The 25,839-nt window shown below is 67.3% G+C and carries 22 protein-coding genes; 11 read left to right on the forward strand and 11 right to left on the reverse strand.

Features of this window, described 5'->3' with window-relative positions:
* Positions 1-4: 4 nt before the first annotated feature.
* Together NO366_RS06885 and NO366_RS06890 are read right to left on the reverse strand one after the other, a co-directional pair.
* A complete protein-coding gene (locus NO366_RS06885) occupies positions 5-1,411 on the reverse strand; it encodes an MFS transporter (RefSeq protein WP_256533588.1) in 1,407 nt (468 codons plus the stop codon).
* Between the two features lie 119 nt (positions 1,412-1,530).
* Entirely contained in the window at positions 1,531-2,412 is an 882-nt protein-coding gene (locus NO366_RS06890) for an ArsR/SmtB family transcription factor (RefSeq protein WP_256533589.1), read from the reverse strand.
* An 80-nt stretch (positions 2,413-2,492) separates the two neighbouring features.
* Between NO366_RS06890 and NO366_RS06895 the strand changes: the two genes are divergently transcribed.
* From NO366_RS06895 to NO366_RS06910, 4 genes are all read left to right on the forward strand, one after another.
* On the forward strand, positions 2,493-3,329 hold the full coding sequence (locus NO366_RS06895) for a CPBP family intramembrane glutamic endopeptidase (protein WP_256533590.1): 837 nt from the start codon (positions 2,493-2,495) through the stop codon (positions 3,327-3,329).
* 135 nt (positions 3,330-3,464) lie between these two features.
* A complete protein-coding gene (gene hjc / locus NO366_RS06900; protein WP_256533591.1) occupies positions 3,465-3,989 on the forward strand; it encodes a Holliday junction resolvase Hjc in 525 nt (174 codons plus the stop codon).
* 189 nt (positions 3,990-4,178) lie between these two features.
* A complete protein-coding gene (locus NO366_RS06905; RefSeq protein ID WP_256533592.1) occupies positions 4,179-4,811 on the forward strand; it encodes an alpha/beta hydrolase in 633 nt (210 codons plus the stop codon).
* Positions 4,812-5,027: 216 nt separating this feature from the next.
* Positions 5,028-5,444 (forward strand): universal stress protein, encoded by a 417-nt coding sequence (locus NO366_RS06910; protein WP_256533593.1) that lies wholly within the window; start codon positions 5,028-5,030, stop codon positions 5,442-5,444.
* A 128-nt stretch (positions 5,445-5,572) separates the two neighbouring features.
* Here the strand turns inward: NO366_RS06910 and NO366_RS06915 are convergent, their stop codons facing one another.
* Both NO366_RS06915 and NO366_RS06920 read right to left on the reverse strand, forming a co-directional pair.
* On the reverse strand, positions 5,573-7,660 hold the full coding sequence (locus NO366_RS06915; RefSeq protein WP_256533594.1) for an acyl-CoA dehydrogenase family protein: 2,088 nt from the start codon (positions 7,658-7,660) through the stop codon (positions 5,573-5,575).
* Between the two features lie 76 nt (positions 7,661-7,736).
* Positions 7,737-12,713: a PKD domain-containing protein gene (locus NO366_RS06920; protein ID WP_256533595.1), complete on the reverse strand. Its 4,977-nt coding sequence runs from the start codon at positions 12,711-12,713 to the stop codon at positions 7,737-7,739.
* A 366-nt stretch (positions 12,714-13,079) separates the two neighbouring features.
* Here NO366_RS06920 and NO366_RS06925 point away from each other — a divergent pair, with 366 nt between their 5' ends.
* A complete protein-coding gene (locus NO366_RS06925; RefSeq protein WP_256533596.1) occupies positions 13,080-13,865 on the forward strand; it encodes a helix-turn-helix transcriptional regulator in 786 nt (261 codons plus the stop codon).
* A 13-nt stretch (positions 13,866-13,878) separates the two neighbouring features.
* Here NO366_RS06925 and NO366_RS06930 read toward each other — a convergent pair whose 3' ends face one another.
* Positions 13,879-14,517 carry an SWIM zinc finger family protein gene (locus NO366_RS06930; RefSeq protein ID WP_256533597.1) on the reverse strand — a complete coding sequence of 213 codons (639 nt, stop codon included), beginning with the start codon at positions 14,515-14,517 and terminating at the stop codon, positions 13,879-13,881.
* Positions 14,518-14,781: 264 nt separating this feature from the next.
* Here NO366_RS06930 and NO366_RS06935 point away from each other — a divergent pair, with 264 nt between their 5' ends.
* From NO366_RS06935 to NO366_RS06945, 3 genes are all read left to right on the forward strand, one after another.
* Entirely contained in the window at positions 14,782-15,021 is a 240-nt protein-coding gene (locus NO366_RS06935; RefSeq protein ID WP_256533598.1) for a DUF7472 family protein, read from the forward strand.
* Between the two features lie 315 nt (positions 15,022-15,336).
* Positions 15,337-16,191 carry an ATP phosphoribosyltransferase gene (hisG, locus tag NO366_RS06940; RefSeq protein WP_256533599.1) on the forward strand — a complete coding sequence of 285 codons (855 nt, stop codon included), beginning with the start codon at positions 15,337-15,339 and terminating at the stop codon, positions 16,189-16,191.
* Positions 16,192-16,655: 464 nt separating this feature from the next.
* Positions 16,656-17,387 (forward strand): hypothetical protein, encoded by a 732-nt coding sequence (locus NO366_RS06945; protein WP_256533600.1) that lies wholly within the window; start codon positions 16,656-16,658, stop codon positions 17,385-17,387.
* A gap of 209 nt (positions 17,388-17,596) precedes the next feature.
* Here NO366_RS06945 and NO366_RS06950 read toward each other — a convergent pair whose 3' ends face one another.
* Both NO366_RS06950 and NO366_RS06955 read right to left on the reverse strand, forming a co-directional pair.
* Positions 17,597-17,920, reverse strand: a complete 324-nt coding sequence (locus NO366_RS06950; RefSeq protein ID WP_256533601.1) for a DUF7577 domain-containing protein — start codon at positions 17,918-17,920, stop codon at positions 17,597-17,599.
* A 159-nt stretch (positions 17,921-18,079) separates the two neighbouring features.
* A complete protein-coding gene (locus NO366_RS06955; protein ID WP_256533602.1) occupies positions 18,080-18,970 on the reverse strand; it encodes an acyltransferase in 891 nt (296 codons plus the stop codon).
* 112 nt (positions 18,971-19,082) lie between these two features.
* On the opposite strand from NO366_RS06955, the gene NO366_RS06960 reads away from it, so the two are divergent.
* The gene (locus NO366_RS06960; protein WP_256533603.1) at positions 19,083-19,733 is read left to right on the forward strand and encodes an NUDIX domain-containing protein; all 651 of its coding nucleotides are present in this window, start codon (positions 19,083-19,085) and stop codon (positions 19,731-19,733) included.
* A gap of 38 nt (positions 19,734-19,771) precedes the next feature.
* Here the strand turns inward: NO366_RS06960 and NO366_RS06965 are convergent, their stop codons facing one another.
* From NO366_RS06965 to NO366_RS06975, 3 genes are all read right to left on the reverse strand, one after another.
* Positions 19,772-21,217 carry an ABC transporter permease gene (locus NO366_RS06965; RefSeq protein WP_256533604.1) on the reverse strand — a complete coding sequence of 482 codons (1,446 nt, stop codon included), beginning with the start codon at positions 21,215-21,217 and terminating at the stop codon, positions 19,772-19,774.
* Positions 21,214-22,044 (reverse strand): ABC transporter ATP-binding protein, encoded by an 831-nt coding sequence (locus NO366_RS06970; protein ID WP_256533605.1) that lies wholly within the window; start codon positions 22,042-22,044, stop codon positions 21,214-21,216. Before NO366_RS06970 ends, NO366_RS06965 begins: the two co-directional genes overlap by 4 nt.
* Before the next feature lie 76 nt (positions 22,045-22,120).
* Positions 22,121-23,635: a ribonuclease FAU-1 family protein gene (locus NO366_RS06975; protein ID WP_256533606.1), complete on the reverse strand. Its 1,515-nt coding sequence runs from the start codon at positions 23,633-23,635 to the stop codon at positions 22,121-22,123.
* A gap of 327 nt (positions 23,636-23,962) precedes the next feature.
* On the opposite strand from NO366_RS06975, the gene NO366_RS06980 reads away from it, so the two are divergent.
* Positions 23,963-24,703, forward strand: a complete 741-nt coding sequence (locus NO366_RS06980; protein ID WP_256533607.1) for a DUF6517 family protein — start codon at positions 23,963-23,965, stop codon at positions 24,701-24,703.
* 23 nt (positions 24,704-24,726) lie between these two features.
* Here NO366_RS06980 and NO366_RS06985 read toward each other — a convergent pair whose 3' ends face one another.
* Positions 24,727-25,365 carry a riboflavin synthase gene (locus NO366_RS06985; protein ID WP_256533608.1) on the reverse strand — a complete coding sequence of 213 codons (639 nt, stop codon included), beginning with the start codon at positions 25,363-25,365 and terminating at the stop codon, positions 24,727-24,729.
* Between the two features lie 232 nt (positions 25,366-25,597).
* On the opposite strand from NO366_RS06985, the gene NO366_RS06990 reads away from it, so the two are divergent.
* The gene (locus NO366_RS06990) at positions 25,598-25,834 is read left to right on the forward strand and encodes a DUF7533 family protein (protein WP_256533609.1); all 237 of its coding nucleotides are present in this window, start codon (positions 25,598-25,600) and stop codon (positions 25,832-25,834) included.
* The last annotated feature ends 5 nt before the right edge of the window (positions 25,835-25,839 follow it).

Raw genomic sequence — 25,839 nt, forward strand, 5'->3', positions numbered from 1 at the left:
GGGGTCACCCGTCCAGACTCGTCTCACCCGCGGGTGGAAGCCCCCGGATCTCCGCGTTGGCGAGGAGGTAGACCGCTTGTCCGAGACCAGCGACGCCGATTCCGGCCATCGCGGCCCGCGGACCCAGTGCCCCCGCGACGATGCCCCCGAGGAGCGCGCCGACGGGAACGACCGCCGTCGAGGCCGATCCGAGGAGGCTGCTCACCCGGCCGACCAGCGCCTCCGGGGGCGCCGTCTGGACGATGGTTGCGATCTGGACGTTGACGGTGCCGACGGGGACGAGTGCCAGGGTGAACAGGAGGGCGGTCAGCGGGAGCCAGTCGACGAGGAGGCCGGCCGTCCAGAGCGTGCCGGTCGCGAATCCGGAGGCGAGGAAGACGTACCCGAAGGGGCGATCGGAGACGGCGGAGGCGGCGAGCGCCCCGAGAAAGTTCCCGCCGGCGAAGGCCGCCATGAGGATCCCGTACGCGCCCGCGGCGCCGAGCGCGGAGAGCGCAGTCGGGACCGCCAGCGAGTCGGCGTACGCCGGAATGGACGCCATCACCATCCCGCCGGTGACGTTGAGGATCGACGCCGCCACGACCAGCGGGAGCAGGAAGGTCCCCCGGAGGACGTCCGCCCCCTCGCGAAGGCGGTCGACGTAGCCGTCCGACTCCGGCGGTGTAGTGTCGCTTGCGTGATCGTCCGTCGATCCGTCTTCGGGCGATCCCTCGTCGTCGGAGTCAGCGTCGTTCGCTCGGGTCGGTGTTCCGCCGTCGGCCGCGGGCTCGCCACCGCCGCTCTCGACCCCGTCACCGGTCCGTCCGTCGTCGGTCGCCGTGCTCTCGTCGCCCGCGTTCGCGGGCGGAATCGCGAGTGTGGCGAAGACGAGTGCAGCAATCCCGAACGTGGCGGCGTCGATCACGAACAGCGAGACTGCGCCGACGAAGCCGATGATCACCCCGCCGATGCCGTTGGCGACCATCTCGAAGCCCTGGTAGGCGACGGAGAAGGCCGAGTTGGCGGCGACGAGCTCCGCCTCGTCTACGATCCTCGGGAGAGCGGCCGTCTGCGCCGGGTAGACCAGTTGGTTCGCCGCCGAGAGGATCGGCATCACCGCGAGCACGTGCCAGACGGTCAGTGCGTCCAGGGCGTGGGCGATCGGGATCGTCGCGACGATCACCGCCTGGAAGAGTTGCGTGCCGACGAGCAACCGGCGGATCGGGTGTCGGTCGACGATCGGTCCCGCCAGGAACTGAAAGACCGCCGGCCCCTGGGTTAGAAAGCCGGCGACCCCGGTGTAGAACGGATCACCGGTCAGGCTGTACACGAGCCACATCGCGCCGATGAAGTAGAGGCTGTCGCCGAGGTTCGTGATCACGCGGCCCGCGAACAGGCGGCGAAACGTCCGATTGTCGAATAGTCCTCGCATGGAACCGACCAGCACCCGAACCGCCATAAGGGTAATCAGAACGACACTTCTGTAATCGGGGCGGCAGAATCGCCCTTCTGTAAAAATTCTGTCTGTTGTGCCGGCAGACCACCCGGTCGCTACGCTGACTCCCGCTCGACCGAGACGACCGAGAGGTCGTCGGCGACGGAGAGCGTCACCGCGTCACCGTCGATCTCGTAGGTGACGTCGGCGGCGTGGGGTCCCTCGGCCGGTATCGTCGATCGTGGGAGGCCGGAGCGCGCCCCGAGTTGCCAGAACCGTATCGTGCGAACGTCGACGTCGTGCTCGTCGTAGAACCGAACGACTGCGGGTTCGTCGAGCAGGAGGGTCGCGAGGTCGAGTTGTGTCGACATCCCACACCGGTCGCAGTCGTAGGTGGCCAGCACGAGGCCGTCCATCGTCGGCGGGAGTTCGTCGAGCTGTTTCTCCGTGAGTGACAGGGTGACGCGCCCCTCGCAGGCCGAGCAGAACTCGTTTCGCGCCTGACTCAGGAGCGTCCGGAGGTACCGGTCGGCGAGTTCGGGAAACGCCTCGGCCGGGTAGCCCGCGAACGCTCCCGGTGGGATCGGAAACGCCGTCTCGAATGGCCCGTCGGCGCACTCGATCCGCGCGCGATCGTCCTCGTAGGAGAAGGTGAGCGCGTCGCCACAGAGGGGACACGGATCGTCGAGATCGATCGGATCGATTTCGCCGTCCATCGTGTACGCCCCCGAAAGCAGTGCCCCGACGACGTGTCGACCGGCCGCCCGCAGTTCGTAGCCGTCGTCGGCCTTGCGGACGAACCGGTCGGTGAGCTTGCCGAGGTGGTAGTTGAACTTCCCCGAGTCGCGCATTCCCACGGCCTCCCGAAGTTCAGAGAACGTCGCCCGCTGGCCCTCCGCGTCCCAGAGCGCCCGGAGGATGGCGATGCGAGAGTCGTCGGCGAGCACCGAGAAGGCGGCTTCGGGCGCGACCGCCTCGACGATGTGATCGTCGTCCATGGGGGCCGGTGGGCCGATACCGGCTTAGAAGTGACGGGTGGAGACGAACATCCAAGAGTCCGCACGACGAACGGTCGGGTATGTCCACGTCGCAGTCGAGTCCGTCGGTTCAGGCACCCGGCGGCCCGCTCAGGGCCGTGTTCGTCGCGCTGTCGCTGTCGGTCGCAGGGTTACTCGTCGCCACGGCCACCGCGACACCGGCAGGGCTGCTCGATCCGTCGATCCTCACCGATCCGGCAGCGGCGTCCGACCTCGCGACGGTCGTCTACCTGATCCTCCAGTTCCTCGGCTACGCGCTGACCGGTGCGCTCTACCTCCGGTGGACGGGTCGCGGCTGGGACTGGCTCGATCTCGAGCGACCCACCGGACGGGGCTGGCGGTACGTCGTCTACGGCGTCGTCGGGAGCATCGCGTTCCTGATCGCCGTGCAGGTCGTCGCGACGGTACTCGACCTCTCGTCGTCCGACAACCAGGTGATGGGCCTGATCGGGAACGATCCGAACATGGTACTCGTCATGATCGTCATCGTCTTCGCGTTCAACGCGCCCGCCGAAGAGTTCCTCTTCCGAAACGTCGTCCAGAAACGCCTCTACTCGTCGTTCAGCCGCGTGGGTGCGGTACTCGTCGCCGCGCTCATCTTCGCGCTGTCGCACGTCCCCACGTACGCCCTGGCGGCCGACGGCTCGTTCGAACCGGCCGGCGCCATCGCCACCTCCCTCGCCGTCGTCTTCGGCGGCGCGGTCATCTTCGGCTACCTCTACGCGAGGTCCGACAACCTCCTCGTTCCCATCATCGCACACGCCACGTTCAACGCCATCCAGTTCGGCCTCCTCTACCTCGCGCTTCGGTACGCGCCGGAGGAACTCGAGTCGTCTACCGCGATCCTCGGGGCGCTGGTCGCCGCCGTTCCCGTCTGATGCGCGATCCAGTCTCGTAGCCGGTCGGCGCCACCGGCCCCCGACCCTCGACCCATCCGTCGCCTCGTTACCGTCTCGTTCCACCGTCGCCTCGCTCCCGTCTTGTTTATGTACGCCCGCCCGCGAGCTATCGCCATGTCCCAGGCGAAGGGTGACCGACGCGAACGCGAACTCGTCAACCGGCTCGACGAGGCCGGGTTCGCGGTCATGCGGGCACCCGCCAGCGGCTCGGCGACGGAACGCGAACTCCCGGACGTGCTGGCCGGCGACGGCGAGGTCTTCTACGCCGTCGAGGCCAAGTCGAGTTCAGGGGATCCCATCTACCTCACCGGCGAGGAGGTCGAAGCGCTCATCTACTTCTCGCGGAACTTCGGCGCGAAGCCCCGCATCGGCGTCCGCTTCGACCGCGAGGACTGGTACTTCTTCCACCCCGGCGACCTCCACACCACCGACGGCGGGAACTACCGCGTCAAGAAGGAGACCGCCATCGCCGAAGGGACCGACTTCGACGAGTTCGTCGGTACGAGCGAGAAGGTCACCCTGGACGAAGTGGGCGACGACGCGGCCGACCCCGGTCCGGATCCCGAAATCGTCCGCGTCCTCACCGCCGTCGAACAGGGGATCATGGACGTCGAGGAGGCAGCCGATATTCTGGAGTAGCTGGCTTCGACGGGGCCGGGATGCCGGCTGATCGACGGAGATCGGACCGACCGGCCGTTGGAACGCAGCATCGCGCCCTCCATCGGCCCGATCGCCGGTGTTCCACCGTCCCGACGAGGGGTTCTCGGTCTCCAATCGGCCAACATCTCGATAGTTTTATCGGACCTACTCGGGAATTCTTCGTCGTCAATGTGTGCGATGGACGTGACACTCGACGTCGGTGACGAGCGATACCCGGGCCGGTTGAACGTCCCGGACGCGGAGACCGACAGTGGGATCCTGATGGTTCCCGGCGCGGGACACGGTCCGTTCGGCGACGTGTTCCTCCGGTTCGCTCGGACGGCCGCGAATTCGGGTCACCAGGTGGCTCGCTTCGAGACGTGGCCGTTTCCGACCGATCTCGAGGCAAAGACCGACGCAGACTTCGCGGCCGAGCTCGAGGCGTCGGTCGATTTCCTTCGGGACCGGGGCTGTGAGACGATCACGGTGGTCGCGAAGAGTTTCGGCGGGCGGATCGCGCTGTGGCACCTCCCCGAGGCGGTCGATCGACTCGTCCTCTGGGCGCCGGCGATCCTGGCGGGCGACCACGACGACGAGCCATCGATCTCGGACGACGATCTCGCGTCGATCGAGATCCCCGTCCGCCTCCTCCAGGGGGACGAGGACACCCTCTCGATGGAGAACGCCGCCGCGCTCGTCGACGCGCTCCCGACGGGCGAACTGGTGGAACTGCCCGGTGAAGACCACTCCTTCCGCCGCGACCACGAGCGCGTGATCGCGGAGACGATGTCGTTCCTCCCGGAGTCACCGACCCACGACTGACGTCGTGGGCCTCCGCCTCGAATATATGTGATGGCGTCCCCGTCCGGGCCAGAGTGGGGGTATTCCCGACCGTGTGACAGGTGCCACCGATCCCCGCCCGCCTCGTTCCGGCGCGACGAACGCCCGACTCGTTCTTCGAGATCCGACGTCTCCTCGCCGATGGCGGCCCGCTCGTCGATCCGAACCGATTTGCCTCAGGCCCGCCACTGTCGAGCCATGACGGTACTCGTCGCATTCGACGGCTCCGAACCGGCGCAGAAAGCGCTCCAGCACGCGGCACAGACCTTCGACGGCCAGGAGATCGTCTTGTTGCGGGTGCTCGACACGCCAGACGGGCTGGTCGACGCGAGCGTCGGTTTCGCAAAAGAGGGGATCAAGCAACTGCGCGAGGAGTCCCGGACGGAGCTCTCGGCGGACGTAGACGCCACCCTGGACACGACCGACGTCGAACTCCGGACGGAGGTCGCCTTCGGCGAACCGACTCGCGAGATCGTCCGCTACGCGAACGAGAACGACGTCGACCACGTCGTGGTCGGCAATCACGGCCGCGACGGCATGGCGCGCGTCCTGCTCGGCAGCGTCGCCGAACAGGTCGTGCGACGGGCGCCGATGCCGGTCACCGTGGTCAGGTGAGCGCTGATCGACCGCCGATGCCTGTCACTGCCGTTCGGTGAGACCGAGCGCAGACACCTGGGAACGTCGCTCGAATGCGACCCAGTCGGTTCGTCGAGCTTATATGCGTTACAGCTCCTCGACCACCGCTACGGCTCCCCGAGTATCTCCGGCGCGACCGACGCGTACCGGACGATGGCGTCGAAGTGCTCGATGACGAAGCGATCCTCGCTCGTGATTCCGCGTGCGTCCCGGTCGCGAAGGTGTGTCTCGACGAAGCGTTGAGCGACGAGTGCAGTGCGGCCGTCCGGTCCGCCGGTCGCACCGGACGTCTCGGCTGCCGGGTTCTCACCGCCCGCCCCGTCTCGATCCAGATCAGCCTGAGCCTCCGCCAGCAAGAGCGCGGCCGTGTAGACGTCGAAGACGTAGTGGGCGAGTCGCTTCGCCGAGAGCTGGGCGTACTCGTCGTCCGATCCAGCGAGCGTGGCGAGCGCCCGAGAGAGATCGGCGGACGCCTCGCGCGTCGTCTCGACGGCGGCGGCGAGCGCCGGGTGGGTGACGAACGCCAGGCGGTCGTCGATCGTCTCCAGCAGGGGCTCGTGGGAGTCCTCGCGATCCAGCGCGCGGAGGAGGTCGAGCGAGAGCACGTTCTCCGTGCCCTCCCAGATGGGGAGTACCTGGGCGTCACGCAGGAGCCGGTGGGTGACGAAGTCGGAGACGTAGCCGTTGCCGCCCTGGATCTCCATGGCGTAGGAGGCCGTGTCGACGGCCATCCGGCCCGTCCGGAGTTTCGCGATCGGCGTCAGCGCCCGCAACAGGCGGTAGACCCGGTCGGGATCGGTCGGGCCCGACAGGGGCGCCTCGTCGGGTGGTGTGGCCCGGTCGCCGGTCGATGTCGCGTGGTCGCCGTCGTCGTTCGGCGTGACGCGGTCTCCGTCGCCGGTCGGCGTGTCCACGCCGCGCGCTCCGTCGTCGCCGGCCGTCTCGTCGCCGTCTTCATTCTCGCTCCATTCGCTCCGTTCGTATCGCGAGAGCAGCGCCGCGGCGTCGAACGTGAACGCCGTCGCGGCCTCGTAGTCGACGGTCGTGTCGACCAGGTCTTCGCGCATGAGCGGATACTCGTTGATCGTCGAGCCGAAGGCTTCGCGCGTGGCCGCCTGGATCCGGCTCTCGAGAAGCGCGCGCCCCATCACGCCGCAGGCGGCCGCCGCGTTCGACAGGCGCTCGACGTTCAACATCTCGGCCATCTGTTGGAAGCCCGACCCCTCCTCGCCGACGAGGATCGCGTTCGCACCGTCGAACTCGACCTCACCGGTCGGGACGGAGATCGTCCCCAGCTTGTCCTTCAGTCGGCGATACAGCTGGTCGTTCACCAGGTCGGGATCGAGAGCGGGCCCTTCGTTCACGGGCGCGCCGTCCGCGTCGGCGCCATCGGCCCCGCGGCTCGCGCCCGCTCCGTACCGGTCGCCCTTCGTCAGGGGTCCGTCGACCACCGTTGGGTCGGCGTGCGGGACGAGAAACATCGAGAGCCCCGCCGTGCCGTCGGGGGCGTCGGGCGTTCGGGCGAGCGCAAGCGTCCCTTCGGCGTCGATATTGGAACAGAACCACTTCTCGCCCGAGAGGTGCCAGTAGCCCGACTCCTCGTCGTACTCGGCGGTCGTCTCGATCGCTCCCACGTCGCTCCCTCCCTGTTCCTCGGTGAGGAACATCGCGCCCTCCACGAGATCCTCGTACTCGCGACTCACGAGCGCCTCGTAGTACGGGTCGGTCGCCTCGTCGCCGAATTTCCGGAGGACGACCGCAGCCCCGGCCGTCATCGCGACGGGACAGCCGAAGCCCGCGTCGGCGTACGAGAGGAGCGTGAGCATCCCCATGGTGTGGGAGAGGGCCACCGGCTCCTCGCGACCCGGGGGCGGGCGGAACGCGTCGGCGACGATCCCGCGCTCGTAGACCAGCCGGTCGTTCTCCAGTTGCTCGGGCGGGTATCGGACGAAATTCTGCACCTCGCCGTAGCGAGTCCAGGGTTCGAGTTCGGGGCCGGTCGCGTCGACCCGATCGGCGTTGTTTGCGACGGTGTGGCCCACCAGTTCACCGAAGGACGAGAGTCGGGATTCGGCCCACTCGAACTCGACGTCGTCCATCACCCGGCGAAGTTCGCGCCCCAACGTGGGATCGAGTTCCCAGTAATTGACGTTCCGGCCGCGCTCGAACCGACCGTAATCGATCCCCTCGGTCATGGGGTGACGTCGACCGCCGGGGAGGTAAGTACCCCGGCCAGGTGAGCGAGGACGAGCGCCGGATCCCAGTCCGCCCCTACCTCCTGGACCGACGAATCGCGACCGCACAGAGCGCGAGGACTGCGCCGAAGACGCCGAATCCGGGGACGCCGTCGGTCGACGATGGTTCGTCCGGCGTCTCCGATCCGCCGGATTCACCACTGTTTTCGGACGCGTCGGTCGACGATCCGGCCGGGCTCACTGTCACGTCGAACCCGTCGTCGCCGACGGTGAGCGTGTACGTTCCGGGCTCGTCGACGACGTGAGTCACGGTCACCGGTTCCCGGTCGCCCGCCCCGAGCGCGATCGTCTCGTTCGCGACGATGGTCCCGTCCAGTGAGAGGGTCACGACGTGCGTCCGCTCTTCGGTGCCGGAGTTCTCGACGGTCGCTTCGACGATCACCTCCTCGCCGGCGACGACTTCGTCGGTGACGAGCACCACGTCGACGACCGACGGCACCGAGGATTCTTCGGTCACCGTCACCGTCCCGGCCGAAACGCCGTCCACCGCGAGGTCGTACTCGCCGGGGGCGTCGAACGCTCGCTCGAACGTGATCGTCTGGGTCCCGTCGGCGGGAACGCGGACGGTCGCCGTCTCGACGCCGTCGCCGTCGACGGAGAGCGCCGAACTGACGTGCACCGACGTCTTCCGGGGATTCTCGATCGTCGCTTCGATCGTCACCGGTTCGCCCACCGAAACGACGTCCGTTTCGAGCGTCGCGGACCGCACCGATATCGGTGTTCGCGGCGGCAACGGCGACGACTCGACGGTCGCGATTGCACTCGCCTCGTCGTCGGTCGTTCCGACGGCGTACCGATACTCACCGGACGAGCTGGGAAGTGAGACATCTTCGTACGTGACCGGCGTCGACTTTCCGCCGTCGAGATCGACCGTTCGATTCCCGCGATCTGCGCCGTCCAGCGTGAGCGTCACCCGTTCGGTCCCCCCAACTTGACCAGTGTTCGTGACGGTGGCGGTCACGTCGACCGACTCGCTCGCGTCGGCCGTGACGTCGCCCGGCGAGAGGTCGGAGACCTCGAAAACGGCGGGTTCGAGCACGGTCAGCGTCCCGGTAGCGTCGCCCTCGATGCCGTAGACTCCGTAGGCGTAATCGCCCGGTCCGAGGTGGCTCGTCGAGACGTTGTCGAACGCCACGGTCGTCGACTCGCCGCCACCGAGCGTCACCGTTCGGGCGGAGACCGCCTCGCCGTCGAGTCGGAACTCGACGTCCTGCGTCCCTTCGAGGTCCCCGCCGTTGGATACCGCCGCCGTCACCGAGAGCGACTCGTTCGGCGCGATCTCGGCGGTGGCTGGATCGAGGACTGAGACCGAGATATTCGCGGGCGCGAGGACCGCGAATCCGTCGCTCGTCGCGGCCGAGCCGACGCCGGCCGCCTCGAACGTGAGCGCGTAGCGTCCCGTCGAGTCGACGACGAGGTCGGCAAACGTGGCGGTTCCGTCGGCTGCCGTCTGGACGGTCGTGGCCCCGGACTCGAACGTGTCGTTGACGGTGGCGGTCACGTCGACCCCTGCGACCGGGTTTCCAGACGCGTCGACGACGAGCGCCGTGGGTGGACCGGCGATCGAGTCGCCATCGATCGTCTCGCCTGGCTGGGTCACCACGGCGACAGATGCAGCCTGGCCGGCGTCGACGGTGAACGCCTCGGTGGTGACGGCGGCTCGTCCGGCGACCTCGAACGAGAGTTCGTAGGAGCCGGCCGCGTCGACGACGAGGGCCGAAAACGTGGCGGTCCCGTCGGCACCCGTCGCGTTCGTCGTCGCGCCGCCGGCGAACGACCCGTTGACGGTCACTTCGACATCGACGCCCGGGACGGGATTACCGTACTGATCGCTGACGATTGCGGTCGGCGGGCCGGCGATGGCCTCGCCTGCCGTCGTGTCCGCCGGGTGCGTCTCGACGGCGACCGAATCGACCGCTGCCGAGGTGACGTCGAACACGGTAGAGTCGACCCAATCACTCGATTCGACGGTCCCGTCGTCGTCGATCGAGAACCGCAGACGATAGGCGTCAGCCGTCTCGACGACGAGGTCGTCGAACGTGGCGACGCCGTTTGCGTCGGTTTCGAGTGTGGTTTCGCCGTCGGTGATCGCCCCGCCGCCGAGGCTCACTGCGACGTCGACCGGTACGTCCGGGACGGGATTGCCCTTCGTGTCCGTCACCAGCGCAGCAGGTGGTCCAGTGATGCTGTCGCCTGCGGTGCTGTCGCTCGGCTGGGTTTCGACGGTGACCGCCGTCGCCGGTCCCGGCTCGACGGTGACGGTCACGGTGGCTGTGTCAGTGGTACCGGCGTCGTCGGTCACGGTGAGCGTGACGGTGTACGCGCCCGGAGCGTCGTAGGTGTGCTCGACCGTCTCCCCGGCCGCGGTCGAGCCGTCGCCGAGGTCCCACGCGTAGGAGGCGATCGCGTGGTTGTCGATCGAGCCGGATCCGTCGAACGCGATCGCTTCGGTCGCGGTGCCGGTCGACTCGTTGGTGGTCGCGTCCGCCGTCGGCGCGGTCACGTCTTCGACGGTGACAGTCACCGTGTCGGTGTCGGTGTTGCCGGCGTCGTCGGTGACGGTGAGCGTGGCGGTGTACGTGCCTGGATCGGCGTAGGTGTGGGTCGCCGTCTCTCCGGTCGCGGTGGAGCCGTCGCCGAAGTCCCACGCGTAGGATGCGATGGCGTCGTTGTCGGTCGAGGCCGACGCGTCGAAGGAAACTGACGAATCCTCGTCCCCGGTCAGGTCGCTACCCGCGTCAGCCGTCGGTACGGTCACGTCCTCGACGGTAACGGTCACCGTGTCAGTATCGGTGTTGCCGACCTCGTCTGTCACGGTGAGCGTGACGGTGTAGGTGCCCGGATCGGTGTAGGTGTGGGTCGCCGTCTCTCCGGTCGCCGTCGAGCCGTCGCCGAGGTCCCACACGTAGGTGGCGATGGCGTCGTTGTCGGTCGAGGCCGACGCGTCGAAGGAAATCGCCGTATCCTCGTCCGCGGTCAGGCCGCTCCCTGCGTCAGCCGTCGGTGCGGTCACGTCCTCGACGGTGACAGTCACCGTGTCGGTGTCGGTGTTGCCGGCGTCGTCCGCCACGGTGAGCGTGGCAGTGTACTCGCCCGGATCGGTGTAGGTGTGGGTCGCCGTCTCTCCGGTCGCCGTCGAGCCGTCGCCGAGGTCCCACGCGTAGGATGCGATTCCGACGTTGTCGCTGGACGCGGAAGCGTCGAAGGAAACTGACGAATCTTCGTCGACCGTCTGATCGGCGCCTGCATCGGCAGCCGGAGGCGTGACGTCCTCGACGGTGACGGTCACGGTGTCGGTGTCAGTGTTGCCCGCGCCGTCGGTGACGGTGAGGGTGACGATGTACTCGTCGGGATCGGCGTAGGCGTGCTCGACCGTCTCTCCGGTCGCGGTCGTGTCGTCGCCGAAGTCCCATTCGTACGACACGACGTCGACGTTATCGGAGGAAGCGGAGGCGTCGAACGTGCGGATGGCGTCCTCGTCGATCGTTCGATCACCGCCCACATCGGCGGACGGATCCGTCACGTCCTCGACGGTGACGATCGCCGTATCGATATCGGTATTACCGGCTGCGTCGGTAACAGTGAGCGTGACAGTGTAGGTGCCGGGGTCGGCGTATGTGTGACCGGCCGTCTTTCCGGTCGCTGTCGAATCATCGTCGAACTTCCACTCGAACGAGTCGATATTCCCATTGTCTGTCGAGCCCGACCCGTCAAACGCGAGGGTGGTATCCTCGTCGGTAGTCTTGTCGACTCCGGCTTCAGCCGTCGGGGCGGTCTCATCGGAGACCGAGACGGTTTCGGTCGCGGTCGCGCTTCCGCCGGTCACGGTCACCGATCGGTCACCGATATCCGTCAGCGTCTGTGTAATCGCGACCGTCTCGGTCGACCCGCCGTCGATGGTGCCGTTGACCCACTCTTCGATGGTCCCGTCAACTGCAAGTGAGACGTTGTACCTCCCCGCGAGCTTGCCCGCGTTCTCGACAGTGATCGATGCGTCGACCGTATCGCCTGCGCTCACTGACTCCGTCGAGATGGACGGAGAGCCGAACGAAACGCTCGCTGGATCGACGAACGATCGCAAGAGTGGATACCCCGCTGGATTGGTTCGCGTTTTCCAGACAGTATCGAAATCGAGTCCATCCATGTGCGAGACGGCGTCCGCTCCCTGCATCTCGTCGGTCGTGAGACCGATCGGGGGTGCGGGGGAGTCGACCACTCCCTGATCTGTCAGGTCGGTGTTCCAGTACGTCGTGTCGAGCGGAATGTCTCCGTTATTCCTCCCGACTAGCCCGCCATAATATTGCGGACTCGTGGAAACGGTACTCGCAGCGTACGACTGCGTTATCGCATCTGCGTTCGAAGCAACTTGATCACCGACGAGTCCGCCGACGTAATTCCCGCCCGAAACCGATCCGAAGCTCGACGATCTGGTGACTATTCCCCCGTTCAACCCAACCAGACCGCCGACCTGAGCACTGTCTCCCGAAACGGTCCCCTCGACGGTTACGTCCGAGATAGTGCCCTGGTTTTCCCCCGTGAGAATACCGGTTTGGGAATATGTATCGAGGACCGCACCGCTGAGCCGAAGGTGCGCCACCGATCCCGTGGCGCCGATACCATCGAACAGACCGGTAAATCTCTCGTTCGGCCGAGATATAGTGAGTCCGGATATCTCGTTTCCGTTACCGTCGAACGTGCCCGTGAACCAGTCATCGCGGCTAAAATCGACGTCACCGATCGGATCGAAGCCGTCGCCGCCGTTCCAGGTCGCTGTTTCGCTCGCGTCGATGTTCTCGGTCAGGACGTAGTCGGCGTCGAGCCCCTGCGAGGAGATGCACTGGAGTTTCTCGACCGAGTCGATCTCGTAGGCGCCGTTCGACTGGGTGTAGGTGACGTCGGCACAGTTGGGGGCGTCGGCCGCTGCGGTGCCCGCTCCGGCGAGCAGGACGAACCCGAGTGCGAGGACACCGAAGAGGAGGCGACGGCGGTTCATCGGGCCGGCCTCCGTGCACACTGTCGACCGTGCCTGCTCACGCCGTCTTCGTCGGCAGACGCACCGTCCGCGTCCGCCGTAGCCGACGTCGGGTCCCACCAGTCGCCAGTAGATCGCACGGCCCCACAGCCCCTGGTCTCCCACGCGTTCCCGCGATTGTCGTTCGCCGTCCCAGTTCCCGATACCTCGGCCCCGTCCCCGTGCCCACCGGTCATTATCGACATTCTGGTAGATTATTCGGTTATAGTCACCGGGTGAACGAACGGTCACGACCGACCGATCGATTCGCACCAGACAGATCTATTCACCGACGAACAGCCGATTCGTACCTGAACGGTTATATGTCTGGTATCGAAAGGATCCTCCATGACGGGGGCCGGGTACGAGACGGCGATCGAACTCCTTCGGTACGCGCCGGTCCTCGAGGCCTGCCGATCGGCTCCCCGGTCTCGGCGGGAACTCGTCGAGGAGACTGGCACCTCGCGGACGACGATCTACCGCGCGACGGTCGCGCTCGAAGAGCGTGACCTCGTAAAATACGACGGCGACGGCTATCGGACCACCGCGCGTGGCGGCGCGCTGAGTCGGGCGAGCGCATCGTTCCGCGCCACGACCGAGACCATCGAGCGACTCGAACCGCTGTTCGACGTCGTCTCGCACCCGGAGCTACTCGACAACGCCTACCGACTGGACGACCCGACGGTCACCGTCGTCGACGCGTCGAATCCCTACCGGGTCGCCGATCGGGCTGTCGAACGGTTCGAGGAGCGACCGGCCGTCCGCGGCGTCACCGCGAGTGCCACCGACGCCGAAGCGTTCGCCCGGGCCGGTCCCCTTCTGTCAGAGAAATCCCGGGTCGAGTGGCTGTTCACGGAGACGGCGTTCGACGCCCACGAGACGATCAACGACGAGTTCCGACGCGTCCTCTCGGCGCCGACCATCTCGATCGGAATCGTCCCCGACGAGGCCGTCCCGTTCTCCTTCTCCGTCGACGAGGACGTCTCCATCGTCGGGCACGACGACCGCACCGGTCTGCCGACGGTTCTCGTCGAATCCGACTCGCAAGCGGCCCACGACTGGCTCCGCCGTCGGTTCGAGGAACTCGACGAGCGAGCGACGCCGCTCGAAACCTGGATCGACGAGCGAGGGTGATTCTCCCCAGATTTCAGCCGCGGGAGGAATTTGACGGCGTCCGTTCGAGGCGCGTTCGCGGGAAGAGGTACACCTGCAACTCGCGCGGGACGGGGCCGTTGCGACGGACCGTCGCGTGCGGGTAGACCGCAGCGACGACGGGGACGTCGCCGTCGTACTCGGCGTTCGTGCCGTACTTGGCGACCGATTCGCCCGTTGCGGGAACGGCGGTCGCGTCTGCGCGCCGGTCGGAGACGGACACGACCGTCACGAGGGCGTCGGTCTCGCGATCGCGGGCCGCGTCGCCCGGCGAGAGGGCGTGGCGATCGCAGTAGACGGGGCCGTCGTCGTCCTCGTCGACGAAGACCGTCTCGGTGCAGTCGTGACACTCGACGGCGAGCTGGCCCGGCGGCGGGGCGAGTCCTTCGGTGATCTCGATGGCGACGCGGCGGACGTGCTTGCATCGGGCGCCGCGGAAGATGTGATCCGGGCAACTGCAGCGTCCGGAGGCAACGTCGACGAGGTAGGTCGTGTCCTCGGTCTCGACCTCGTAGAGCCCGTCGCCGAGCGCCATGACGGCCATCGGTTCGGTCCGTGCCCGGCGCGAGCGCTCGTCGAGACGGTCGGCGCGCGGGACGGACAGCGGTGCTTTGGGTGAGGCGGTGGTGTTCATGGGAGACGCTGGTGTGTTTCGACGTGCGTCTGCGGCGGGTCACCGAGTCGGGACGACGGCCGGGGGGACCGACACCCGAGGCTGCGTCCCGAGGGTGAGCCGTGGTCGGTCGTCGATCACCGAATGCAGGCGTCGGGACAGCATAAGGATCTCCTTGCGCTAGCAGGTGTGACGGGGCCGAGTACGCGGGACGACTTCTCCGCTCGCCGACGACGCCGATCCGCCCTTCGACACGCTTTTGGCCACACCGACGAAGTCCCATCCATGATCGATCGCGAAAGCGTCATCGAGGCCGCGGCGGCCCTCGCGAGCGTCCTCGTCATGCTCGGCGTGATGCTCTACGTGGGCATGACCTACGGGAGCGCCACGGCGCTCGGCGATCAGGGCGCGGAGGTCATGGTCGGGGCGATCGTCGCCTTCATCCTCTTCGTAACCGTCCTCGGTGTCGGACTCGCGTACGCGACCTCCGACCCGACGCCACCGGACGACGACGCGACGGCCTGATCGCACGACACCGCCACGAATTCCCCCGCCGACACGTCGCGTCGGCTCGATCGGCGCCGTCACCGCGCGCGATGGAGATCCCCTCGTTTCCCGCCGGTTCGTCATCGCCTCGTTTCCCGCCGGTTCGTCATCGCCTCGTTTCGCTCCGGTTCGTCACGCGGTTCCGTCGGTTCGAGCGTTCGTCTGCCTCCTCGACCTCCCCGTCTCGACCCCGTTCCCGTCTCTCCTGTCTCCCACCGTCCGCCACCTGCCATCGATTCGCACGCGGCGCTGGGATAGAAAGACAGTTCCCGCCGCCGGTCGAACGGTCACGTGATGCGAATCGCCGTTCCCAACAAGGGCCGCCTGCACGAGCCGACGATCGACCTTCTGGAGCGGGCAGGTCTCCATCTGGAAAACGGCGCCGACCGCAAGCTCTACGCCGAGACGGTCGATCCCGAGGTGACCGTCCTCTTCGCTCGCGCGGCCGACATTCCCGAGTACATCGCCGACGGCGCGGCCGAGATGGGCATCACCGGCCTCGATCAGGTCCGCGAGTCCGGCCAGTCGGACCGCCTCGCTGAACTGCTCGACCTCGAGTTCGGTCGGTGCCGGCTCGTCCTCGCCGCGCCGGAGGACGGCGACATCGACTCGCTTTCTGACCTCGCGGGACGGACCGTCGCGACCGAGTTCCCGCGGATCACCCGAGAGTTCTTCGCCGACACCGGCGTCGACCCTGAGGTCGTCGAGGTTACCGGCGCGACGGAACTCACGCCCCACGTCGAGATGGCCGACGCCATCGTCGACATCACGAGCACGGGGACGACGCTGCAGGTGAATCGCTTAGCCATCATCGACGAGGTCCTCTCGAGTTCCGTCCGCCTGTTCGCCCACGAGGACGTCGTCGACGAACCGAAAGTCAGGGAACTGCGGACGGCGCTGTCCTCGGTCCTCACCGCAGACGGCAAGCGCTACCTCATGATGAACGTCCCCGAGGACCGGATCGACGCCGTTCGCGACGTCATCCCCGGGCTGGGCGGACCGACGATCATGGACGTCGCCAACGGCGGCGACAAGGTCGCCGTCCACGCCGTCGTCGACGAACGCGACGTCTTCGAGACGATCACCGAGGTCAAACGCGCCGGCGCGAGCGACATTCTCGTCACCGAAATCGAACGGCTGGTCGAGTAGGCTCGCCGACGCACCGTCTGGTCCGATATCGATCGATATTCCGTCCAGTCCCCGCTCCGTCTGGTGGCGCTTGGACCGCTGTCGCTGAACCGACGCTCGCTCTGCTAGCGTCACTCGAGAACCACGCGCTGCGCTCACTCACACACTCACTCTCCCACTCACTCCCACTCTCCCACACACTCACTCCCACTCTCCCACTCACTCCCACTCTCCCACTCACTCCCACTCTCCCACTCACTCCCACTCTCCCACTCACTCACTTTCCCACTCACTCACTTTCCCACTCACTCCCACTCTCCCACTCACTCCCACTCTCCCACTCACTCCCACTCTCCCACTCACTCTCTCGATACCCAAGATTTTCACACATTTCTGATTGTAGTGTTTATACGAACGATTACTCGGTGTTAGGGTGGATGAAACGCAAGGGTTATGCCGGTAGTACCGTATTACTGTATATCCGCATGGACGGGTACGAACACCCCGACGCGTTCGACGATCCCCGTATCTCCGCACCGTTTTACCGGCACTGCCCCGGCGACGACGGTGACGTCCTCCTGCTGGGCGTGGTCCACGACCACCCGGCGAGCGTCGGCCGCGTCGAGACGGTCCTCGACACTCTGGAGCCGACGACGGTCGCGCTCGAATTACCGTCGGCGGCGATCCCGCTGTATCGTGCGTACGCGACGCGACTCGACGAGCACGACCACCCGCGAACGGGCGGCGAGATGAGTGCTGCCATCGCGGCCACCGATGCCGATGTGGCCGGAATCGACGCGCCGAGCTGGTCGTTCCTCCGCCGACTGGTGACGCGACTCGTCGCCGACCGTGTCCCGCTCTCGACCGTCCGACGCGTTCTCTCGAGCGTCGGCGGCGCGACCCGGACGGCGCTCGCGTGCCGGTTGGCGGCGACGATGTCCGACCCGTCGTCGCGCTGCGTCGGGGTGACAGACACCGTCGACTACGACGTCGCTGTCGACGACCCGCCGGCGACACAGGCCGCACACGAGCGCAGTCACGTTTCCGGCGTCACGGCGTTACTCCGCGCGACCGAGACCGACCCGAAACGGTACCGGGACGAGACCCGCGAGGCGTGTATGGCCGACCATCTCGACGCCCTTCGAGCGGACGGGGACGTCGTCGCCGTCGTCGGCGTCGATCACCTCGATCCACTCGCCGACGCGCTCGCACGTTGACTCCCCTGCCACGCTGACTCTCCTGGGGACGCGGACTCCCCTGCCACGTAGCGCCTCACGCGTCGACACCCTTCGAACGTAGCGTCTCGGGCACTGGCTCCCCTGCCACGCAGTGTCTCACGCACGCGCTCGCAGTCCGCTCCGCTCGCGACCGGTGTCGGGCCCGTGTCCCGGAGTACCGTCCTATCGACCCGGGAACGGTACGCGTCCTACGTCCCGAGCGTCGAGAGGCAGTTCCAGCAGTAGGTGTACGTGGTGTCGCCGTCGTTGGGGGCACCGCACGTCCTGCAGAGGTGGACGTCGCCGTCGACCTCGACTGCGTACTCGTCCGGATCGTCGTATCGCTCGTCCGACTGGGCGAGGTGGTGATCGTCGATGGGAGAGCCGTAACTGACGCCGGTGAGCGTTCGATCCGCCACCGACGGCGAGGCGGGTTGATCGTCGCCGTTCCGTCGGACGTAGTAGACGTAGAGCAACGCGTGGAGGAGGGCGAACAGGAGGACGTATCCGACGAGCCAGCCCCAGAGTTCCATCGGTGTGGTATACTATGGCATCCCCCTTGGGTATTACCCGCGTCTCTGCCGGGTGGGACCGCGTAACGTGCGATTACCGACGGGTATCGCCCGCCCGTCGCCGAACTCGAGGCGTCGTCCGGTGAGTGAAGACGGCGATGGACAAGCGGCGGTCGGGCGTTAGAAGTCCCGCTGGAACTCGTCGAAGACGTCTATGTCGTCGGGGAGGTCGTACTCGATGCGGCGATCTTCTTTTCGATCCGCGCCGCCGGCGTCGAGTGGCGCGGCGTCCGCCTCCCAGCCTGGTTTGACTTTGACGCTCTTCGCGGGTGCCCCGACCGCGACGTGGTGGGCTGGAACGTCCCCCTGTACGACGGCACGTGCGCCGACGATGGCGTTCTCGCCGATGCGACAGCCCGCGCGGACCATCGCGTCGTACGTGACGCGCGCGTCGTCCTCGATTATCGTCTGGTAGTTTCGCACCGTGGTCTGGTCGACGAGGTCGTGGTCGTGACTGTAGATGTGGGCGCCGTCGGAGATGGACGCACGATTTCCGATCGTCAACTCACCGCGGTCGTCCAGGTGAACGTCGTCGTGGATCACGGTGTTGTCGCCGACGGTGATGTTGTGGCCGTAGGTGAACGTGATCCCCTTGAAGAACCGGCAGCCGTCGCCGCAGGACTCGAAGAGGTGGTCGGCCAGCATCGCCCGAAACCGGAGGGCGAACGCGACGTTGTCGGCGATCGGCAGGCTGTCGAACTGCCGCCAGAGCCACTGGAGGTGTTTCGACTCCTCGAACGCCGCCTCGTCCTTCTCGGCGTAGTACTCGCTCTCGAGGGTCGTGTTGCAGGGGTCGTAACTCTGTAGGCGGACGCGCTCGGCGGCCGAAACGTCCTCACCCGATTCCCAGCGCTCGTAGGCGTCCCGATCCCCCGTCAGGTCGATGAGGACGTCCTCGACGACGTCGCACGTGTCCTCCTCGTCGCTCGCCAGTCGCTCGTCGACCTCGTCGATGAAGTCGGTCATCGCCGTCTCCGCCTCGTCCGGGAGGGAGACGTGCCGCTTGGTCATACGCCACCGTTGGACGCTCGCGTTGATTAGGGGTTCGGTTGCGGAAGGGGGGACATCGGCGACCTCGGTCCGGTCGGAAGCATTTTTCGCCCGCATTGCGACAGTAGACCCAGTGACCACCCACGTCAACCGGTCCGACGTCGAGGCCAGACTGGCACGCCTTTGCGAGCGCTACGAGTCGGTCCCAGTCGTCGAAACCGACACGGCTGTTCCGCCGGCGCGGTTCGATCGGCTGCTCGATCGCGCTCGCGAGGGCTACACCGGCGGCGCCTACGCCTGGATCGTCCGTGAACCGACCGACGCTCCGCCGCTTTCGACGTCGATGCCCGACGAGTCGGTCGAGACCGGGCCCGTCGTCTGCCTGATCCAGCACCGCGGCGACGAGGACCGCTGGCGACTTCCCGGCGGCGGGAGGGAAGACGGCGAGACGTCCGAGGAGGCGGTCGTCCGCGAAGTGGCCGAGGAGACGAACCTGACGATCGACGTGGACGCGCCGTTCCTGTGCTACCGGGAGACCCAGACGCCTGACGACGCGCGCGAAATATACCTCCACACGCTGTGGATCTGTTTCGACGCGACGTACGCGAGCGGGCACCTCGATATCCTGGTCGGCGAGCTCCGCGGCGCGGCGTGGCTGACCGACCCGCCGCGCGACCTCGGTCCATGGGCGCAGTTTCGTGGCGTCGACTGGTGGGAAACGTACACACCACCTGAACCGTGGTGGGAGGTCGCGAATCCGGATCCGTATGCCCTGGTGGCGTGATCTCGTCCGACGAACCTGCACACCCGATTCCGCCTGCGTTACTCGTATCGCAACGCGTCGATCGGGTCCGTCCGCGCGGCCTTCCACGCGGGGTAGAGCCCGGAGAGGACGCCGACGCCGATTCCGACGGCGATCGCGAGCGCGACGTACTCGAGCGGATAGATCAGCGGGAGGTCGATGTACCACGCACCGAGGTAGCCCGTCGCGAGGCCGAGGGCCGTCCCGAGGATCGCACCGATGACACCGAGGACGATCGCCTCCATGAGGAAGAGCCCCAGGACGTCGCGGTTCTGCGCGCCGACGGCCTTCATGATGCCGATCTCGCGGGTGCGCTCGGTGACGGAGACGAGCATGATGTTCGCGATGCCGATCGACCCGACCAGCAGCGAGATGGCCGCCACGCCGACGATGAAGTTCTGTAACAGGTCGAGGATGTCCTGGACCTGCTGGAGGAGCTGTGTGCTCGTCTGGAGGATGATCTCCAACTCGCCGCTCGCTAACAGCGCGCTCGCGTCCGAGGCGTCGCTCTCCAGATACGAGCGCGCCTGTTCGCGGGCGCGGTCGACCGCCGCGTCGTCGGCGGACGGTGCCTCGACGACGATCGCGGTGTACCGGGTTCCCGCCGAGAGCCCGCCCGTGCCGCCCTCGGTATCGCCACCGTCTCCACTCTCGTTGTCGGGGTCGTCTTCCTCGGGTGCCGATGCATTCCCGTCGGCCTCGGATCCACCAGCGGACTCGTTCTCGCCGGTCGGACCATCTGTAGCGGACGCGTTCCCATCCGCCGTCTCGTCGGAAGCGGATTCGTTTCCGTCGGATTCCTCGTCGGCCGCCGAATCCGCGCCGGCGTAGAACGGATCGGTCGGGACGTACAGCCGCGGTGACTGGCCGAAGCCCTCGAACGGACTCAGTCCTTCGGACGTGTCGGTGATCCCGACGACCGTCACCGTTCGCGTCTCGCCGCCCTGGAAGACGAGCGTGAGCTCGTCGCCGACGGAGACGTTCGACTCGAAGGCGCCCGCGACGGCCGGGTTGACGACGGCTTCGGATTCACCCGGTTCGAACTGCCGGCCCGTTTCGATGTCACTCTCCCTGACGTACGTCGGACCGGTGGCGAACGCCCCGTCGCCCAGTGGGACGACAGAATCGCCACTCGCGACCGCCTGGGTACCGAGCGGCGCGTAGCCGTAGGCGGCCTCGATCCCGTCGCGTTCTTCGAGCGCGGCCAGGTCGGCTTCGCTGACGACCGGTTGGGCCCCGGCGAGCGGGCCACCCTCCGTGCCTGGATCGGCCGCCCAGCCGTAGACGTTGCGCTGGTCGTCGGGGCTGATGTCGCCGACGATCCCCGCCTGCAGGCTCGCTCCCAGGGTGACGAACGCGATGACGGCCGCGACGCCGATGATGACGCCGAGCGTCGTCAACGCCGACCGCAGGCGGTGCCCGGCGATCGACCGCCAGGCGAGTCGGAGGAGGGCGAGCGGCTTCACCGGTCTGGCCCCCGATCTGTCCCCCCCTGATCCGTTCCACGGTCCGTCGCCCCACCGCCGTGCTCGTCGCGTCCAGCGGTCGACGATGGGGCGTCGTCAGGTCCGACGGACGGCGGCCCCGATCCGTCGTGGGCGTCGTCCAGTTCTTCGATTCGCTCGATCGTCCCGTCGAGCAGGTGCACGATCCGCTCGGCGCGTTCGGCGACGTGGCGTTCGTGAGAGACGACCAGCAGTGTCGTACCGGCGTCGTGAAACTCGGCGAAGAGGTCGAGGATCCCGGCTTCGGTCTCCGTGTCCAGGTTCCCCGAAGGTTCGTCGGCCAGCACGATCGCCGGGTCGTTCACGAGTGCGCGAGCCAGCGCGACGCGCTGGCGCTGCCCGCCCGAGAGTTCGTTCGGCCGGTGGTCCGCCCGGTCGGCCAGACCGACCCGGTCCAAGAGGTCGCGTGCCCGTTCGTTCCTGTCGGCACGGCCCACGTTCTGGAAGAGTTGCGGCATGGCGACGTTCTCCAGGGCGGTCAACCGGGGCATCAGGTTGAACGTCTGGAAGACGAACCCGATCTCGGTCCCGCGGAGTCGGGTCCGTTCCCGCCCGGTGAGCGTCGAGACGTCCGCCCCGTCGATGACGACGCGCCCCTCGGTGGGCGTGTCGAGACAGCCGATCACGTTCATCAGGGTCGACTTTCCCGACCCGCTCGGCCCCATGATCGCCGTGTACGAGCCGCGGGGAAGCGTGAGCGAGACCCCGTCGAGCGCGTGGACCGGCTCGGCTAGCTGGTAGGTCTTGCGGACGTCGTCGAGGGTGACGGCCGGCTCGCTCGGCGCCATGTCGGGTCGGACCACGTCCCCGGCGAAAAAGATTCGCGACGACGCGGGTGACACCCGGCGGAGCCCGTCCGATCGGTTACCCGTCGAGCGCCCGTGCGACCGCCTCGGCGACGCTCCGCGCCTTCTCGGCCAGCGTCTCGGAGACGAACCCGTCCTCGACCGCCGCCGCGAGTTCGTCCTCGTCGACGACCTCGACCGTCCCGTCGCCGTGGCGGACGACGTCGACGTGCAGGTCGACGTACCGGGCCGTGTCCGGGAAGCACTCGACGGGCGTACAAACGTTGACGTAGGTCCCGACCACGGTGCCGTCGGCGCGTTTGTACGTCGTCGGGTACCACCACCGGCCCTCGCGGAGCTTCGTCACGGCGACGTCGCCCGACTCCTTCGGCGTGCCGAGCCCGTCGTACCGCCCGCCGCCGCGGATCGACCGCTCCAGGGTGAGCGAGCCGTCCGCGTTCCACTCGGTCACCTCGCCGGGCCCGAGCGTGATGTATCGACCGTCGGGTTTACCGTGCCCCAGCGCGAGTCGGTCGCCTGCCTGCGGGCCGTACTGGCGGGTGACTGCGGCGAACGGGAAGTCGACGTCCGCTCCGTCGAACGCGTCTGCGAATCCGGTGTCCGCTCCGTCGACGCCGTCGTCCCCGCCGTCTGCCGATTCGCCGACGACCGATTCGACGAAGTCGACGGCCGCGCTGGCCGCTCGATCTGCGGCCTTCGCCCGGTGGTGACCCGGCATGGTGGTCTCGACAGTCCGGCGCGCCTCGTCGAGGGCGAAGCGCGACTCGCGTCCGAACCAGCACCACGCGGTCGCCCGCGGTGCGGCGACCGGCGCGGGCTCGTCACCGCGCTCGGCGGTGGTGAGCGCGTCGTCCAGCTCCGCGGCCCGTTCGGCGGCGACCGAGAGCGCGTCGTTCATCGCGTCCATGTCGGCCTCGGCGGCCGTCCGCTCCCAGCGGAGTCCCCACCCGTCCGGCGCCTCTACCGAAAGCAGGTCGGTCAGACCGACGAGTTCCTCGCCAGCCTCGCCGCGGGCGGCCGCGCGGACGCCGTTCCGGCCGCGTGTGAGGGTGCACAGCCCACCGCCGACGACGATTTCGGGTTCGACGCGGGGTACCTCGTCGATCCACGGCGGCGTCGGTTTCGTCACCTGCACCCGATAGCTGTCGCCCGAATCGACGGACCCGTCCACCGCGTCGTAGGGCAGGTAGCCGCGGTCGCCGTCTCCGAGATCGACGGTCGCGCCGCTGCTGCCGTCGGCGTCCCTGACGACGGCGTCGAAGACGGCGCCGCGGGGCGCGTCGTCGGTCCACCGGAGGGTATCGATCCCTACCGATTCGAGCTCGTCCGCGACGAGTCCGACCGCCTCCGGCCTGCCGGTACACTCGACCCCGAGGCGATCGCGCGTCGTCTCGATCCGGACGGACGCCGGTGCGATGTCGAACGTCGCGTCGAACCGCTCGTCGATCGGATCTGACGGCTGGACGACCGCGTGGCCCGCCTCACGCAGCTGGCGAGTGAGGGCGGTCGCGTAGATGCCGCGAACCCGGGCCGTCACCGCCTCGCGCTCGGCGGACGCGCCGCCTCCAGTCATGGGTCGCTCGCTCCGCGGCGGTGCTGGTCTCGATCTTCGTCCATATGTCGACGTGGGCCGGCCGCGTCTTGTCTGTGGCGGGTTGGGACGGTCCCCGAGGGGTTCGTAGCTGGCCGGTCGTTCGTTTGTGCGTCCGTCGTGTTTGGCATCGTCGAGTGCGGGCGCGTCCCTCGTGTGCCGAGGTGAACCCGAATACACGGTCGCCTGCCGACCGCTCTCTGCGACATCGAAATATGGTTTATAACCATCTGTATGGAAAATAAATTTTGAATCACTTGGACGGGTGAGTCACTAAGCACTTATCCGTCCGGTTTCTCGATAGGCGTGATGAATCGACGGAACTACCTGGGGACGGCAGGCGCGGCGTCGCTGGCCGCTCTCGCTGGGTGTACGAGTCTCCTGGGGATGGACGAACACGAGGCGTCGCCGATCGGTGTCGATCCGGACGCGCGATCGGAAACCGGCTACCCACAGCGTCGCGTGAACGATCTCGTCATCGACGAGTCGGTGGACCTCGTGCTGTGGTCCGAGTCCGTCTCGGTCACGAACTACGTCGTCGAGCACGAAAAGAGCGTCTCGATCGGTCCGCTGGTCGATCAGCGTGCCGCCGTGTTCGTCACGCTCTCGACGCCGAAAGTCGAGGTCCTCGGTCGGCAACTAAATCCAGTCGAGGACATGGAGACGGCTCGACTCGTCGGCATGATCGCAGAGAACTACGGCGGCCTCGGCTCACCCAGTCACGTCGAGGACACGGAGCTGTCCGTCCTCGACCAGCAGGTCGTCACCTCGATGTACCGTACCACCGCGACGTTCGGGGGCAACCAGGAGATCGAGGTGAACCTCCACGTCACCGAAGCGATCGATGCGGGAGACGATCTCGCCGTCGGTATCGGCGTCTACCCGCGCCAGCTCGCAGATCGCGAGCGGCCGAACGTCGAATCGCTCGTGGCAGCGATCGACCCGTCAGTCGACGTCGAGGGGGACGGTGACGACGCCAGCGCCTCGGCCGAGGGCGGCTCGTCCGGTGCTGGTGGCGAGGATCAGAACGGTCTCGGTATCGATCTCTGACCGGTCGCGCCCCGGTTCCCCGTTCAGGACTGGGAACGGTGTGTCCCCCGTGGGCGTCCCTCGTCGCGTTCGGGTACCTCCAGGATCGACTCGACGTACTTCGCCAGCACGTCGACTTCGAGGTGAACCGGATCGCCGACGTCTTTCTCCGAGAGCGTGGTGATCTCGTACGTCGTCGGGACGATGGCCACCGTCAGCCGGTCGCCGTCGAGGTCGGCGACGGTGAGGCTGATCCCGTCTAACGTGATCGATCCTTTTTCGACGACGTACCGGTCGTAGCCCGGAGGGAGCTCGAACTCGACGTACCAGTCCTCGCCGACAGACTCGACGGCCGAGACCGTCGCGACCGCGTCGACGTGGCCCTGAACGACGTGGCCGTCGAACCGGCCGTCCGCGGGCATCGCCCGTTCGAGGTTGACCGCGCCACCCTCGCGGAGATCGCCCAGATAGGTGCGCTCGACCGTCTCGCTCGCGAGGAAGACCTCGAACCAGTCGCCGGTCTCGAAGCGCTCGACGGTCAGACAGACGCCGCTGACGCTGATACTCGCCCCGTGTTCGACGTCGCTCGCGGCGACGTCGGCCTCGATCCGGAGCCGGACACCATCCTCTGTCGCCTCACGCGAACGGATCGTCCCCGTCTCCTCGACGATACCGGTGAACATACGCGGACCTCGGCCGGCCCGCGGGATAATTGTTCCGAAATCGTTACCCGTCTCAAAATTGATACAGGGTCCGGGGTGGACTGGACGATCGACGCCCCGTCTCACGGCCAACTCGCGCCGTGACCCGCGAGTTCGCCTCCAACCTGGCCGAGACCTGCACACACTGCGTCCACGGACGCCGTCGGACACCGGACCGACGAACCTTTGGTCCGGCCCGACGGAGGACGTATCGATGGGAGGTATCGTCGATACGATACAGTTGGCCGCCGTCCTGGTCTTTGCGATCCCGGCGGCGCTGGCCGGCCTCGATTTACTCCTGGTCGGCGGGGAACCGCTACTCGGCGGCGCACTCGTCTTTCTGGCAGTCGCCCTCGTCTGGCTCAAACGATACCTGACGACGCCGACCGACGTCCCGGTCGAACTCGCCTCGCGCGCCGAGGACGCGATCACTCCCGACGACGAGGAGTGACCGAT

It is taken from the genome of Halovivax cerinus (assembly GCF_024498195.1).
Taxonomy (GTDB): Archaea; Halobacteriota; Halobacteria; order Halobacteriales; family Natrialbaceae; genus Halovivax; species Halovivax cerinus.